This window comes from Methanofollis sp. W23 (assembly GCF_017875325.1).
In the GTDB taxonomy this organism is placed as follows: Archaea; Halobacteriota; Methanomicrobia; order Methanomicrobiales; family Methanofollaceae; genus Methanofollis.
Genome location: NZ_JAGGMN010000001.1, coordinates 2536823 through 2550997 on the forward strand (window position 1 = coordinate 2536823; position 14175 = coordinate 2550997).

Below are 14175 nucleotides of genomic sequence, written 5' to 3' on the forward strand. Positions count from 1 at the left end.
TGGGGTGAACTTTCTGGGTTCACGTATATGGGATGAAAATTTCGTGTCATGTGGTCTCTCTTTTTCAAGACTGAAGAGCAGGTGAAGATCGTGTTCCCTCGCCGCCCCTGCCTCTCCTCATCGCGGGGGGGTCCGGGGGGTGCACCTCCTGGTGCGAGATGACAGGAAGGATTCTACGATGGGGGCGGGAAGGCAGCATAGATACCCATGACGAGTGCGGTGCAGTCCACGATCAATCGTGTTCGCGGGGGCCTGGGAGGCGGCACGCCCCCCGCAGAGATAACTGTCCAAAGGGTTTTACAGAGCCCCTCTTCAAGAACATTCAATGTGCCTTCCCGACCTATCTCCCTCCCGGCGGTCCGGGGAGTGCACCCCCGGGGGCGGGGATGCGGGAAGGCGGAGGAGTTATGATCACACCAGGAAGTGGTGAGGGTTTCTCCAGAACCAGAATATTCTCATTTTTCGAGAGGTAGACGTCTGTGAGTTCAAGACGACCTCTGATCTTTGAATTGTAAGCAGAGCGAACACAAGAAGACACAGGTTTTTCGAAGAACCCCTGGCGAGAATATGGGCAAAAAGGAGTGCGTCGCACTCGCCCCCTGACAGAGTGAAAGATTTTACCCTGCCCTCAATGTTCAGATGCCGGGCCGAAAGCCACCTCAAGGATACCGTGCCGGAAGGTCATCCAGTCCACCTGGAAGTCGAAGCGGGGGAGTTCGACCTGCTTCCTGTACTGCGTCTCCCCATTTGCTGCGTCGATATGCAGCGTCGACCCCTCCTGCCAGACCCTGATCTCCTCCTCCCGCATCCCTGGGAGTTCGGCGGTCACCAGGAACTGGCGCTCGGTCTCCTGCACCTCGACCAGACATTTGGGCTGGTCCTCGTCGTCCTCAGGCACTCCCCTCTCCCCTGTGGGAGACCAGACCGGCGGCAGGACATGACACCGCCCCTCCTGGATCATCAGGTCAACCCTGAAGGCGATCGAACGCCCGTCACCCTCGGCCATCGCCCGGTAGACCATCCGCCTGATATATTCGTTGAGCTGCTCGAAATCGTCCTCTGGAATCTTGACGTACATGTTGGTTCTGTCCCCCTTCTGGCTCTATTGCCTGAAGATGTATCCAAGAAAATATACTGGGCGCGGTATAATAGGAGTTTGGATGGCGGCACCTGCCGCAGTCATTTGTGGTAGGGTTCGCCCCTGAGGATCCTGAACGCACGATAGACTTGCTCGAGGAGAATGATCCTGACCAGGGTATGAAGGAAGGTCATCCTCGAAAGTGAGAGACGGAGATCAGAAAGGGCATATACCTCATCTGAAAGCCCGAGGGGGCCGCCGATCAGAAATGTGATCTCCCGTACGCCTCCGATCTCCCACCGTCCGAAGTGCGTAGCGAGTTCTTCGCTCGACCACGTCTCGCCCTCAGGGTCGAGCGCGACGACGAGGGCACCGTCAGGGACCGCCGCAAGCAGGCGCTCTCCTTCCCGTTCCTTGACCTGGACTTCTTCGGCAGGGGAGGCGTTTTTCGGGACTCGTTCGTCCCGCACCTCGATGACCTTTGCCCCCCCGTACGGCCCCAGACGCTTCTCGTACTCTGCGATCCCCTCGGCGATATACCGCTCCTTTGCCTTCCCGACGGCGACGATCCTGACCCGCATAGACAGACGACTCTCTCTTATTCCTCTGTCAGGAATGGTATTTACTCGCTCACTCCCGCGCCCCGATATCTTCGTCCCAGAGTGCGGGGTGCTCCAGAATAAAGCGGCGCATCATCTCCCGGCACTCGGGCAGGTCGAGGTCGACGACCTCCACCCCATGTTCTTCCAGGAACTCCTTTGCCCCGGCAAAGTTTGCCGACTCCCCGACAACGACCTCTGGAATCCCGAACTGAACGACTGCCCCGGCACAGAGATAGCAGGGCATCAGGGTAGAGTACAGGACACAGTCTGTGTAGCGTCTGATCCGTCCGGCATTCTGGAGACAGGCGATCTCGGCATGGAGGATGGGGTTGTCTTCCTGCACCCTGAGGTTATGGCCTCGGCCGATCACCGCGCCGCCCTCCACCAGCACCGCTCCGATCGGGATCCCGCCCTCGGCAAGGGAGGCCCTTGCTTCCTGAAACGCGTCTTGCATATATAGGGTCATCCAGGCTCACTGTTTCTGCCTGCCGTTTATCCTTGATATAATGTGCGGAAGTGTCCCTGGAGATATATGGAAAAATCTCTAAGTGATGAAGAAGACTGGATGATCGGTGATAGCATGCTGAGAAAATATACCACCCTGCTCGTCGTCCTGCTCTTTGCTGGAATGATCGCCATTGCCAGCGCAGCAACCAACGATGATGCCCAGGTCGGCGGGGACAAAGGCTACTTCACCGTCCACTGTAATGTGGACGGGGCGAAGGTCTACTTTGACGACGACCTGAAGGGCGAGATCAAAGATGGCCGTCTTCTTGTAGAGGTCTATACGACCGCGACTCCGTACAAGACGATCAGCGTCGAGGCGGAGGGCTACCAGACGCACACCGCCCCCATCCTGGAGTACCCGGCAAAGGACCAGACCGTGGATATCAGGGTGACCCTTGAGCAGGCCCCCATCGGCGGGGACAAAGGGGCATACCTGGTGAAGTGCAATGTCGACGGGGCAAAGGTCTACTTTAACGACGACCTGAAGGGCGAAGTCAAGGACGGAGAACTCCTGGTCGAGGTCTACACCACCGGCACCCCGTACACGATGATCAGCGTCGAGGCGGACGGCTACCAGACCTACACCGCACCGATCGAGACCTACCCTGCCAAGGGGGAGACCGTCGAGGTCGACGTCACCCTTGAACAGGCCCCCATCGGCGGGGACGTGGGGGCGTTCCTGGTGAAGAGCAATGTCGAGGGCGCTGCAGTCTTCTTCGACAGCGACCTGAAGGGCGAGATCAAGGACGGAGAACTCCTGGTCAGGGTCTACACCACCGCCACGCCATATAAGGCGATCACCGTCGAGGCACCTGGCTACCAGCCTTTGACCGTGGAGATCGAGCAGTACCCGGCCAAGGGGGAGACCGTCGAGGTCGACGCCACGCTCACGCCTGAACCGACGCAGACTCAGACGCCGCTCTCATTCTTCCCGGTCCTCGGAGCGCTTGCGATCTGCGGTGCACTCTTCCTGGTCGGCAGGAAAAACTAACTCTTTTTTCCAAGGAGGCGCTCGAAGAAGGGGCGCTTGAGTTGCCCGGTCTCGTAGTCGAAGTAATCAACCCACTCGGCGATGAGGGAGGTCTTCTTCTCTTCGGCGGCGAGGCGTGCTTCCAGCGCGGCGACCGTGTCCGCGAGCTCCCTGCGTTGTCTCTCCTGTTCGGTCCTGAGGTTCTCGATCTCCTGCGCCTGCCGTGCGACCTGGACCTTGAGGTCCCGGGCGTCCAGATAGGCCTGGGTGACAGGGGAGGGTTCGGGTTCTTCTTCTCCGTCATCATTGACGGGAGGGGTCACCGCGGGCGTTGCGGGCACCGTCTGGTCCTCGCCCCTGGAGGCCTCCTCGGCCAGGCGCTTCACGGTCTCGACGGCGGCAGGGGTGTAGAGGCGGACCGGTCCGATGCTCCGGCCGCGGAAGAGGTCGGGATGGGTGTGGAGATATTCTCGCACGGTCTCTTCGGGGAGACCGGCGAGGTCGGCGATCTCGGCGGGCTTGAGATAGACCATTCCTGTCTTCATGGCTGAGCAGATCATCCCCGCAGGACCGGAAAAATCCTCCTATTTCTTACGGTTGGTGCATGCGTCCCTCTCCTGGGCAGGGGGTGATGGCGTGTCACGTCCATCCAAGAGGTTATATAATGTGTGAGTCATCTCCCGGCCATGTCCCTGTATGCAGAGGTACTGGATAAGGTCGCGGCACTGGTCACCGCGGCCTTTGGGCTGGTCGCCGCGCTGGCGTGGAACGGGGCGATCCAGGAACTCTTCAAGGAGGTTTTTGGGACGGCCGAGAGTCTGACGGCACAGACGATCTATGCCGTCGTCGTGACCATCGTGGCGGTGGTGGTCACCATCCTGATCGCACGCTCGGCGGCGAAGGCAAAAGGAGAGACTGAGACGTGAAGGGAAATTCCCTTCACTGGAAAAGCCATCCGAAGAGGCCTTGGTCCACAGTCTCGTTCTGCACAAGGGCAGAGAGACGGGCCTGGTCCTCTTCCATCACGGCAAGGTGCTCCATGAGGAGGGTGCGGGTCTGGTTGTCGCAGGCGGAGGTCTCGACAAGCTGCTGCATCGTGCGGATCTGCTCAGAGGTCTGGTTGAGGTGGCTGCGGAGGGCCGCCACCGCCTCCTGATCGCCGCCGAAGAGGGTGCGGGTCAGTCCCTGCCTCTCCTGGATCTGCTGTTCGGCCATCATCCTCGTCTGGATGGAGTTGTTGAACTCCCTGGCGATCGCTGAGATGTTCTCCCCGATCCCGCCCTCTCTCTCTTCCATGGCAAGGAGGGCGTGGACTGCGGTCCTGACCTGGTTCTGGTCCTTCCAGGTCGAAGGTGGCCAGGTGAAATTCTCGGAAGGATCAACGGGGGTGTTCGTCCCGTTCACACTGGAGGGGAGACGTTTTGCAAGTCCGGGAGGGAGAGGTTTCGCATCCTCATCCTGGGACAGGCGCTTTGCAATGCCGGGAGGGATCTTCCTGGTCGGTTTGACCTGGGGATCTTCGTCGGTCTCGTTCTCGATGATCTCTGGATCCTCGTCAGTCTCATTCTCGGCGACTTCCGGGATCTCGGTCTCGTTCTCGGCGAGCGGTGCAGGGGAGGGGATCACACTGTCCTGGGGAGAGGCAGAATGTTTTTCCCATCCCTTCTCGTGGACCGCACCCTTTTCTCCAGGAACCGCAAGGGCAGGTGCGGCAAGCAGGAGGAGGAGGGCGATCACAAGTATGGCGGCGCGGGATTTCACAGGTATCACCGCGACGATCTCTGCCATCATCTCTATATGAGAATTCTGAACCTGCAGGTTGGATATAGAATGGGCTCTGGAAAAACATTCTGGATGGTTCTCTCGGGTGGGATGCTGGCCGTTCGAAAATCATAGATTTTCTCGAACTCGCTCTCGCTCGTTCCCCCTGGAACCCCTGCGACACGATAGCTCGTGGACTGTAACGCACTTGTCATGGTAATCTATTCTGCCTTCCAGACCTCATCGTGGTTCCAGGGGTCCGGGGGCACGGCCCCCGGCACGAAGAGGGGGGAAGGCGAGGGAGTCGCGTTCACGCCAGGAACAGGTGAAGATCTCCACAAAACCAAAAAAAAGGAAGTTCAGGCCGCGGGGGCGTAGCGTTTCCAGAGGAGGATGATCCCGGTGATCAGGGCGGCGACGGCGATGAGAGCGCCGCACCCCAGGTACACACTCTCCCTGAAGAGGGAGAGGACCGCCGTGGTCCCGAGGGCGATCCCGAAACTGCTGATGATGCTCCCGGTCAGCACGCACCCGACCACTGCCATCGGGGCCAGTCCCATGATCCGTCCAAGGATGGTGGCGTTCATCCCGCCGGAACCCTGAAAGGGGACGATCACGAAGATTGTCAGCCCGATGGTGGAGAGCCGTCCGATCCATGGGTGGGCCTCGATGTACGACTGCCCCCCTTCCATCGCCCGCCCGATCCAGGGGCCGATGAACGGGATCTTCAGGGACAGGTCGAGGTTGAGGGCGACGAAGAGCGAGGTGCTGAGGTCGATGATGACGATGGTCATCGCCAGGAGCCACCAGGGTTCGCCAAGCCCGATCCCGACCGGGATCACCGACTCCTTCCCTGCCGGCGGGACGACATAGGCGGCGAGCAGGCCTGCGAGGGTCAGGTAGTCCTCATGGGGTGTGGTCAGGTAGAGGGAGATGAGGAGGGCCGTGACAAGTCCAAAGGGGAGGGCCAATTTGACTGCCCGGTCGACCAGGGGGTTTGGGTGGAATGAGACTTCTTTGGTGAGCAGCATCCCTGTCATCTTTCTTTGTAGGTTGGCGTCGGCCCCTTATCAAGGAGCGCGACGCGGCGGAGCAGGTAGCCTACGGTGACGAAAACAAGGAGGAGGGCGATCCCCACGATCACTCCCCCGCCTGCAAGAGAGACGGCAAATGTGGCTCCAAGGGCAAGAAGGGTCGCCCCGATCGCCGCCCCGAGTCCGACACAGCAGATCAGCCCGCGTTCGTCCAGGCCCATGAGCCGGCCCACCACCGCCCCGCCGATCCCGCCAGACCCCATCATCGGCAGGGTGGTGAAGAGGACGATCCCCGCGTACGAGAGGCCTCTCAGCCATGGTCGCCGTTCGAGAAGGGCCTCTCCGGTCCTGACCACAGAAGCCAGTTTTGGCCCTACTCTGGGGAGGGCGAGGACGAGGTCGAAGTTGAGGGCGACGATGAGGCAACCGACGACGTCCACATAGGTGCAGGTGAGGGCGGTGAGCCACCAGGGTTGGCCGAGGACCACGGCCATGGGGATGAGTGCCTCCCGCCCGACCGGCGGAGCGATATAGGCCGCCATCAGGCCGATATAGAGGGTCGCCTCATCAGGGAAGAGGACGTAGAGGGCAAGGGCGTACAAGGGGTAGAGGAGGAGGGGGAGGATGAGTCTGCCGGCACGTCCCTGCAGGTCTATGGGGATATTTCTCTGTCCTCCTTCGCCCATGTCACCACGATCTCTGCACCATTCCATAAAATTGTGGCGACCAACCAGGATTATGAATGGGGGGTGAGGAAAAACTCCCTGAAGTGTCTCATACGAAGTACACGCACGAGAGGTATTTTTAGCTCTGTAGAAACCCTCTGGATCTCTCTCTGGCGGGGGGCTTGGCCGCCCCCCGAACCCCCCGCCACACGAGAGGTCGTGGACGGCAGTCTTTCTTCAGGGAGGTCGAATATGCCTTCCCAGGCCCTATCATCATCCGGGGGTCCGGGCGGCACTCGCCCCCGGCACGAAGAGGTGGGAAGGGGGAGTCACGCGTGCACCCATAAAGGGTGAGGGTTTCTACAGAGCCGATTTTTGAGGTGTGAACTGAACGAACTTGAGAAGACGAAGTCTTCGAGGGTTCGGGGAGCAGCCGCCCCCCGATGAAATCTATATGCTCACGAATCCTTAGAATCGGGATCCCATCCCCGATCTCTCTTCATGTGAGGGCGAGACAAGAGTGAGCGGCAGCACGAAAAGACGAGGAATCTTCGAAGGTCGGCACCCTCACAGAACGATTTGAGAGCCTTCAAAGGATCTCTCCCGAGCAATAGCGGCCTGAAGAAAAGAGAGAGAAAGGTCACCGGGGAGCACGCTTGGCGAGCGTCCGCTCGACGATCTGGGACGAACTGGCAAGCGACCCCTCGTAGCGTCCGATACGCACCACCTCAGCACGCAGCCCGCGCTCCTTCAGGGCCGCCCTCAGGTCGTCTTCCTTGAAGAACTGGTTGAACCCGAGGGTGATCACATCAGGATCGATCTCCCTGATCGGGTCGAAGATGTCGCCCTCCACCCCGAGGCGCGCGTGGTCGACCGGTTTGAGGGCTTTGATCATCGTGAGCCGCTGCTCCTGTGGGATGATCGGCCGCGGTTTGTGGCGGACATTGACGTCCCGCGCCACGATCACCCAGAGTTCGTCGCCGAGTTTCTTCGACTCCTCCAGATAGAAGAGGTGGCCAGGGTGGAGGAGGTCGAAGGTACCGGTGGCGACGACCCGCTTCACTGGATCACCTCGAGGTCGTAGGACTGACCGCTGGCGGTAAAACACTGCCAGTCGTCAGGGCCGTACGGCCACCCGATGATGAGGTGGTAGCGTCCGGTCCTGGGAAAGAACCCGAGGTCAGCGTCGGAAGGGAGGAGGACACCGTTGGGGTGGGAATGGGCGCTCCCCGCGGTGTGGGTATCGAGGGGAAGCATGTCCAGAAAGATGCTGGCGCTCTCCTCGTTGCTCGTCGTCCCGGGCACAAGATTGAGCTCGGTGATGACGCCGTCGGTCTCCTTGAGTATTGCGGCAAACTCGTTTGGATGGTTTTCCATCCCTAGTCTGAGGAGGAGGTCGAGGAGGTCGGCAGAGATGCCCCTGATCTTCATAGGTCTATGGATGTTGGGTGCCATGCCCAATGAATGATTGGATCATGGCCCTGCTCAGAACGGTCCGTCCTGGACATAACTCCTGCCAAGGCCCAGGGCAACCTCGGCCCGCCCCAGTTCCCGCCCCAGATAGGTGGCATGGTCGAGGCGGGTGACGCACCCGTCTTTGAGGAGGGCGGCGGTGAGGTCGGCGGCGGTGCGGCCGCGGTAGATCCGGCCCTTCTGGGCGGCAAGGATCATCCCGTCTTCGACGGCGATCCTGATGTTGCCGGCAGGGTCGGGGACGAACCCGTCCAGGGCAGGTGGCACCTCGACGACCTCTCCTTCTGGCGCCGGTTCCCTCCGGCGGCGTTTCTCCTTGAGGATGAGGAGGTCGAGACCGAGGTCCTTGGGGTAGGGGTGCTCGCCGAGGGCGGCCATCATCCCGGTCGCCTGGCGCATCTCGGCCACCGAGCCTCTCGTCTTGTCAGAGTGTTCGCTGGTGAAGACCACCGCCGCCCCGACCTCGTGGGCGCACGCGGCCAGGAGGGCATTGACCCCGACCGAGTCGGCGTCGATGAGTTCGGCGACATTGCCTGCGCCAAAGAAGAGGGGACATGTGATCTCTGTGAAGTGCTGGAGCGAGTTCACAAACCCCGAGCCTGCAGGCTGAAGGAGGGGGTCGGCGATGAGGGCCTCGACCCCGGACGCCCGTGCCGCCGCGAGGGTGGCCGCAAGCCCGGTCTCGCCGGGGACGACGACGGCGGCCGCCCCTGCGGCGGCCACCTCGGCACCAATGTCAGGGATATTTCCTTCATGGAGGGAGAGGACCAGGTCTGCCTTGGGAAGCGCCGCCCTGATCAGGGCGGGGTTCTGAGAGTCGACGGCAAGGGGGCCCTCGACCCCTTCCAGGTCTGCGAAACACCGGCGTACCTCTGCAGGCGTGGCATCGAACCCAAACCCGAGATCCACGATATCGGCCCCCCGCGCGAAGAAGTCCTCCACTGCCGCGCGGAGGTCAGGGTGACGGTGGGCGTCCATGATCTCGGCGAGCACCTTCATCCGCGATCTCCCGCCGATCTTGAGTCCCCTGATCAGGAGATCGGCATCGGCCGCCGCCTCTGCCGCGGCGATCCGTCGGTATGCCTCTTCTCGCCGTTCGGCCGCGAAGAGTTCGTCGGCCGGGACGGTCCTGGAGAGCGTCACCGCCCCAAGACGCGGGAGAACGGTTTTCAGGTCGGCTGCATGGCGCGGCCCCAGGTAGACCGGGATGCCGGTCTCCTCCTCGACCTTCGCAAAGGATGCCGTCGACATCCCGGAGACCAGGACCAGGTCGTACTCGCCCGCTACGATGATCTCTCGCAACTGGCCTGGAGTGAGGAATGCGGCGATCTCGCCGGTGACTACCACCTCTGCGTCAAATCCGGCGGCCGCCTTCCTGACAGTCCCGGCGGTCGCCTCGCCTGTAGGAAGCAGGATCCGCATACCATTTCCTTAATAGCCGTGAGGCGAAAAATGGTATGATCTTATGCTGAGATGTGACCTGCACGTCCACTCACGTTATTCGCGCGACGGGGAGAGCAGTATCGAGGAGATCCTCAGACGGGCCGAGGTCGTCGGACTTGACGCCGTGGCGATCACCGACCATGACACAGTCGAGGGCGCACTCGTGGCGCGCTCGTACGACACTCCGATCATCGTCATCCCGGGGACAGAGATCTCGACGAAACAAGGGCACCTCCTGGCCCTTGGGGTCACCGAGGCCTTCCCGATAGGCATGGACTTTTTCGAAGCCGTGCACCGTGCCCGTGCGGTGGGGGCCGTCCTCATCCTCCCGCACCCCTACCATATGTGGCGCCATGGCGTCGGGCAGAAACTGAAGGCCGGGCCGTCCCTCGTGGACGCCATCGAGGTCTTCAACAGCCGCTACATCATGGGCACCGCAAACAGGAAGGCGGCCCTGGTCGCCAGGTCCCTGGGCAAACCCTGCGTGGGGGGAAGCGACGCCCACCAGGCACGTTTTGTCGGCTACGGCTACACGCTCGTCGACGCCGAGCCCAATGTGGCTTCTATCCTCGAGGCGATCCGGGCCGGGCGGACCACGGCGGGAGGGCGGATGACTCCTCTCAAGTCGTACACCCGGCAGTCCCTGAAGAGTTCATGGAAGAAGATCAAGGGCAGGATACCGAGATGAGACTCGCCTTCAGGATCGGATATTGGGGCGACGGGTTTTATGGTTCGCAGGTCCAGGCCGAGGTCAGGACCGTCGAGGGCGAGGTGGTCGCGGTCTGCAGGAAACTCGGGCTCTTCGACGATCCACGGGAGGCGCGCTTCGCCTTTGCCGGCAGAACCGACCGCGGCGTCCATGCCGCCGGCCAGGTCTGTGCCTTCACGACCGATGTCCCTGAACGGGCGGTCGCCGCCCTGCCATATGAACTCCCTGCAGACATCTGGGTCACCGGGTGGGCAGAGGTTCCTGACCGGTTCAGCCCGAGGAAAGAGGCGGCCGCCCGGACATATCGGTATTTTTTTGAAGAACACCCTGGCGACGCCGCCCTGATGGACGAGGCGGCGCAGTTTTTTCTTGGCGAACACGACTTTTCACTCCTCTCAAGACGGAGCGAGAGAAGTCCGGTGCGCCGGGTGCATGCCGCCAGGGTCTATGAAGAGGGGGGGTTCTGCGTCTTCGAGGTGAGCGCCGCGGGCTTTCTCTGGAATATGGTCAGGTGCATGGCCTCGGCCCTCGCCGCGGTCGGGAGGAGGGAGAAGGAACCCGAATGGGTCAGGACCCTGCTCAGGGGAGAGGGCGAGCGGCGTGTTGCCGCCGCCCCGCCAGGCGGCCTGATCCTCACCGACATCGCGTATGATTTCGAGTTCACCCCCCTTGCCCCCTCACCAAAGGCAGAGGGTGCCCTGTTCAGGAGAGAGAAGGACTTTCGAGTGAAAGTACGGGTGAATGAGGCTCTACGATCTTTTTTCTCGCAGTAGAAACCCCGGCTGTCAGATCTGTATCAAACCAACAAACCAAAGAATAGGTGTACAGATAGTAATGTAGAAGAGCCTGGGAACAAAGGTAATGATCAATAATTGAGAATTACTGGTGAGGAGTTGAGTACGATTTCTGAGATTCCAAAGGAGGAATACCTCACGACCTGCACCGCGGCCTGTGCCGGGTGCAGTTCGTCGCTGTCCCTCCGCTATGTCTTGAAGGCGGCTGGGCCCGACACGGTCCTGGTCGTCCCGGCATGTTGCACCAGCGTCATCCAGGGGATGTATCCGAACACCTCCTTCAATGTACCGGTGTATAACATCGCCTTTGCAGCGGCTGCAGCCTGCGCCTCGGGTATGAGCAAGGCGTTCAGGAGTGCAGGGAAGAAGACCAATGTCATCGTCTATGCCGGGGATGGCGGGACGGTCGATATCGGGATTCAGGCGCTTTCCGGCGCGTTCGAGCGCGGCACCGATTTCCTGTACATCTGCTATGACAATGAGGCCTATGGGAACACCGGGATGCAGCGTTCTGGTGCGACGCCGCTCGGCGCCGTGACCACCACCACTCCGGCCGGGAAGACCGAGACCAAGAAAGACCTCGACCGGATTGTGGCCGCCCACAATCCTCCGTACATGGCGACCGCCTGCAGCGCCTACCCCCTTGACCTGTACAAGAAGGTCAAGAAGGCGCTTTCCATTGAGGGGCCGAAGTTCATCCATATCCTTGCGCCCTGCCCGCCAGGGTGGCGGTACAACTCCGACAAGACGATCGAGGTCGGGAAACTCGCGGTGAAGACCGGGTCGTGGGTGCTGTACGAGCGTGAGTACGGGAAACTTACGGTCTCTGGGCCGTCCAGAACAGCGCTGAAAAAGCCGCACCCGATCGAGGAATATATCCGTGCCCAGGGCAGGTTCAAAAAGGCCACCCCTGAGATCATCGCTGAACTTCAGCAGAGCATTGAGAAGAATCTTGCACGGATCAAGAAGGAGGAAGAAGGCATATGTTGATGATCTCCACCGGCAACAAGGCCATCGCCGCCGCGGTCAGGCAGGCCGCTCCGTCGGTCGTCGCCGCCTATCCAATCACCCCGCAGACCGAGATCATCGAGCAGATCGCCGCCTATGTCGCCGCAGGCGAGGTCGAGACCGAGTACATCCCGGTCGAGAGCGAGCACTCGGCGATGGCGGCATGCATCGGGGCCTCGGCCACGGGCGTGCGGACCTTTACGGCGACGAGTTCGCACGGGTTGCTGTACATGCACGAGATGCTCCACTGGGCGGCGGGGGCACGTCTCCCGATCGTGATGGCGAACGTGAACCGCGCCGTGGGGCCGGGATGGAACACCTGGGCCGAGCACACCGACGCCTTCTCCCAGCGCGACACCGGGTGGCTCCAGGTCTTCGTGGGGACGGTCCAGGAGGCCTACGACGCCACGCTCATGGCCTTCAGGATCGCAGAGGACGAGCGGGTGCTCCTGCCGGTGATGGTCAATCTCGACGGCTTCACCCTCTCGCATATTATGCAGTCCCTGGAGACCGTTGACCTCGGAGACTTCATCCCACCGAACAGACTCCCGTACGCCATCGACGTCGAGAACCCGATGGGGTATGGCCCGATGACCGGGCCTGACGATTATTTCAGGTTCAGGTGGGACATCGAGCGCTCGATGCGGGACGCTCACGAGGTGATCCGCGAGACCGAGGAGGAGTTTGCCCGCCGGTTCGGCAGGAAGTACGGGCCGGCCGAGGAGTATCGGTGCGAGGACGCCGAGGTCGTCGTCGTCTCGATGGGCACCCTCGGCAAGGAGGCCGAGGTGGCCGTCGACATCCTCCGCAAGGAGGGGATCAAGGCCGGGTCGATGCGTCTACGCTGGTTCAGGCCTTTCCCTGACATCGACTTGAGAGGTCGGGAGGTCGTGGTCATCGACCGCGATTACTCGTTCGGTTTCGGCGGGGTCGTGGCGGCCTCGCTCAAGGCGAAGACCGGGACCGAGTGCTACAACGTGATCGCCGGCCTCGGCGGCCAGGAGGTCACGTACGACGACATCGCCGAGTTTGTGCGGACCCGTCGGATTGGTGAAGAGATGTGGTTCGGGGTGAGCGAGTAATGTACGAGATCCGTATCCACTCCCGAGGCGGACAGGGCGGGGTGACGGCGGCCCGTCTCCTTGCCCTCGCGGCGTTCAGGGATGGGAAACACGCGACCGCATGCCCCTTCTACGGCGCTGAACGTCGGGGCGCACCGGTCGTCTCCTTCGTGCGGATCGACGACGATCCGATCAAGATCTACTCGCAGATCCACAGTCCCGACATGGTGGTCGTCCTGGACGCCTCGGTCATGGAGACGGTGGACGTCCTCCAGGGGCTTAAAGATGGCGGGACGGTCGTGGTCAACAGCGAGCACCCCCGGGAATTCCCGGGCTTCACCTCCTATCATGTCGACCTGACCGGGATCGCCCTGGCCCAGGACCTCGCCATCGCGGGGACGCCGATCGTCAACACCCCCTTCCTGGGTGCGGCGGCAAAACTCGGGATCGTCTCCTTCGAGTCGGTCACGCAGGCGATCCAGGAAATGTTCGCAGACGAACGGAACGTGAAGGTGGCCGAGGCCGCCTACAAGGAGCTGGTCATATGAGAGAACGGCTTGCACTGAGCAGACCAAAGAAGGGCGCATGCGGACTCACCGGGTCGTGGCGGGTCTTCCGTCCGGTCGTGGACAGGGAGAAGTGCAACCAGTGCGGGATCTGCGAGATCCACTGTCCCGACGCGGTCATCGACGAGGAACTGAACATCGACCTGGACTTCTGCAAGGGTTGCGGGATTTGTGCGGACGTCTGCCCGAAGAAGGCCATCACGATGGTCAGGGAAGAGAGGTAATGTATTCCTGGGGCTTCGTGCCCCTTCTTTTTTCGACTTTGTAGAAATCCTCTTGATGAAGATCTCTGGCGGGGGGCTTGCCGCCCCCCAAACCCCCCGCCACACGATAGGTCGAGGATGGCGGCACTCTCGTCACAGTTGCCCGTGATGTCTTCCCACCCCTATCTTCGTCCCGGGGGTCCGGGGGCAGCGCCCCCGGCCGAAGAGGGGGGAAGGCGGGAGACACATGTCTCACCCACACAATAGATGAGGGTTTCTACAGAGCCCTTTTTTCAGAAAT

General features: G+C 61.4%; 18 protein-coding genes. 8 read left to right on the plus strand and 10 right to left on the minus strand.

What is annotated here, in order from left to right; all coding sequences use genetic code 11:
- Positions 1–628 precede the first annotated feature (628 nt).
- The 3 genes from J2129_RS11025 to J2129_RS11035 form a co-directional block, all read right to left on the minus strand.
- Complete coding sequence (locus J2129_RS11025) at positions 629–1078, minus strand: Hsp20/alpha crystallin family protein (RefSeq protein WP_209630913.1); 450 nt, start codon at positions 1076–1078, stop codon at positions 629–631.
- A 101-nt stretch (positions 1079–1179) separates the two neighbouring features.
- Positions 1180–1659 (minus strand): 23S rRNA (pseudouridine(1915)-N(3))-methyltransferase RlmH, encoded by a 480-nt coding sequence (gene rlmH, locus J2129_RS11030; protein ID WP_209630914.1) that lies wholly within the window; start codon positions 1657–1659, stop codon positions 1180–1182.
- A 49-nt stretch (positions 1660–1708) separates the two neighbouring features.
- Positions 1709–2134, minus strand: a complete 426-nt coding sequence (locus J2129_RS11035; RefSeq protein ID WP_245320748.1) for a nucleoside deaminase — start codon at positions 2132–2134, stop codon at positions 1709–1711.
- Positions 2135–2260: 126 nt separating this feature from the next.
- Here J2129_RS11035 and J2129_RS11040 point away from each other — a divergent pair, with 126 nt between their 5' ends.
- On the plus strand, positions 2261–3178 hold the full coding sequence (locus J2129_RS11040) for a hypothetical protein (protein ID WP_245320749.1): 918 nt from the start codon (positions 2261–2263) through the stop codon (positions 3176–3178).
- On the opposite strand, the gene J2129_RS11045 is transcribed toward J2129_RS11040, so the two are convergent.
- A complete protein-coding gene (locus tag J2129_RS11045) occupies positions 3175–3702 on the minus strand; it encodes a hypothetical protein (protein WP_209630916.1) in 528 nt (175 codons plus the stop codon). The two genes, J2129_RS11040 and J2129_RS11045, sit on opposite strands and share 4 nt — an antisense overlap.
- Positions 3703–3825: 123 nt before the next feature.
- Here J2129_RS11045 and J2129_RS11050 point away from each other — a divergent pair, with 123 nt between their 5' ends.
- On the plus strand, positions 3826–4083 hold the full coding sequence (locus tag J2129_RS11050; RefSeq protein ID WP_348632319.1) for a DUF5654 family protein: 258 nt from the start codon (positions 3826–3828) through the stop codon (positions 4081–4083).
- Between the two features lie 13 nt (positions 4084–4096).
- On the opposite strand, the gene J2129_RS11055 is transcribed toward J2129_RS11050, so the two are convergent.
- From J2129_RS11055 to J2129_RS11080, 6 genes are all read right to left on the minus strand, one after another.
- Positions 4097–4945: a hypothetical protein gene (locus tag J2129_RS11055; protein ID WP_209630917.1), complete on the minus strand. Its 849-nt coding sequence runs from the start codon at positions 4943–4945 to the stop codon at positions 4097–4099.
- Between the two features lie 332 nt (positions 4946–5277).
- On the minus strand, positions 5278–5949 hold the full coding sequence (locus J2129_RS11060; protein ID WP_209630918.1) for a small multi-drug export protein: 672 nt from the start codon (positions 5947–5949) through the stop codon (positions 5278–5280).
- A 5-nt stretch (positions 5950–5954) separates the two neighbouring features.
- Positions 5955–6638 carry a small multi-drug export protein gene (locus J2129_RS11065; protein ID WP_209630919.1) on the minus strand — a complete coding sequence of 228 codons (684 nt, stop codon included), beginning with the start codon at positions 6636–6638 and terminating at the stop codon, positions 5955–5957.
- A gap of 619 nt (positions 6639–7257) precedes the next feature.
- On the minus strand, positions 7258–7680 hold the full coding sequence (locus J2129_RS11070; RefSeq protein ID WP_209630920.1) for an adenylyltransferase/cytidyltransferase family protein: 423 nt from the start codon (positions 7678–7680) through the stop codon (positions 7258–7260).
- The gene (locus J2129_RS11075; RefSeq protein ID WP_209630921.1) at positions 7677–8048 is read right to left on the minus strand and encodes a Mov34/MPN/PAD-1 family protein; all 372 of its coding nucleotides are present in this window, start codon (positions 8046–8048) and stop codon (positions 7677–7679) included. The genes J2129_RS11070 and J2129_RS11075 overlap by 4 nt, the downstream gene beginning before the upstream one ends.
- A 54-nt stretch (positions 8049–8102) precedes the next feature.
- Positions 8103–9512 (minus strand): dihydropteroate synthase-like protein, encoded by a 1410-nt coding sequence (locus tag J2129_RS11080; RefSeq protein WP_209630922.1) that lies wholly within the window; start codon positions 9510–9512, stop codon positions 8103–8105.
- A gap of 43 nt (positions 9513–9555) precedes the next feature.
- Here J2129_RS11080 and J2129_RS11085 point away from each other — a divergent pair, with 43 nt between their 5' ends.
- The 6 genes from J2129_RS11085 to J2129_RS11110 all read left to right on the plus strand — a co-directional run bounded on the left by J2129_RS11085 (position 9556) and on the right by J2129_RS11110 (position 13895).
- A complete protein-coding gene (locus tag J2129_RS11085) occupies positions 9556–10221 on the plus strand; it encodes a PHP domain-containing protein (RefSeq protein WP_209630923.1) in 666 nt (221 codons plus the stop codon).
- On the plus strand, positions 10188–11015 hold the full coding sequence (truA, locus tag J2129_RS11090; RefSeq protein ID WP_245320752.1) for a tRNA pseudouridine(38-40) synthase TruA: 828 nt from the start codon (positions 10188–10190) through the stop codon (positions 11013–11015). Before J2129_RS11085 ends, truA begins: the two co-directional genes overlap by 34 nt.
- A gap of 129 nt (positions 11016–11144) precedes the next feature.
- A complete protein-coding gene (locus tag J2129_RS11095) occupies positions 11145–12026 on the plus strand; it encodes a thiamine pyrophosphate-dependent enzyme (protein ID WP_209631337.1) in 882 nt (293 codons plus the stop codon).
- Positions 12020–13126, plus strand: a complete 1107-nt coding sequence (locus tag J2129_RS11100) for a transketolase C-terminal domain-containing protein (RefSeq protein ID WP_209630924.1) — start codon at positions 12020–12022, stop codon at positions 13124–13126. Before J2129_RS11095 ends, J2129_RS11100 begins: the two co-directional genes overlap by 7 nt.
- A complete protein-coding gene (locus tag J2129_RS11105; RefSeq protein WP_209630925.1) occupies positions 13126–13653 on the plus strand; it encodes a 2-oxoacid:acceptor oxidoreductase family protein in 528 nt (175 codons plus the stop codon). Before J2129_RS11100 ends, J2129_RS11105 begins: the two co-directional genes overlap by 1 nt.
- Positions 13650–13895 (plus strand): 4Fe-4S binding protein, encoded by a 246-nt coding sequence (locus J2129_RS11110; protein WP_209630926.1) that lies wholly within the window; start codon positions 13650–13652, stop codon positions 13893–13895. Before J2129_RS11105 ends, J2129_RS11110 begins: the two co-directional genes overlap by 4 nt.
- Positions 13896–14175: the final 280 nt, after the last annotated feature.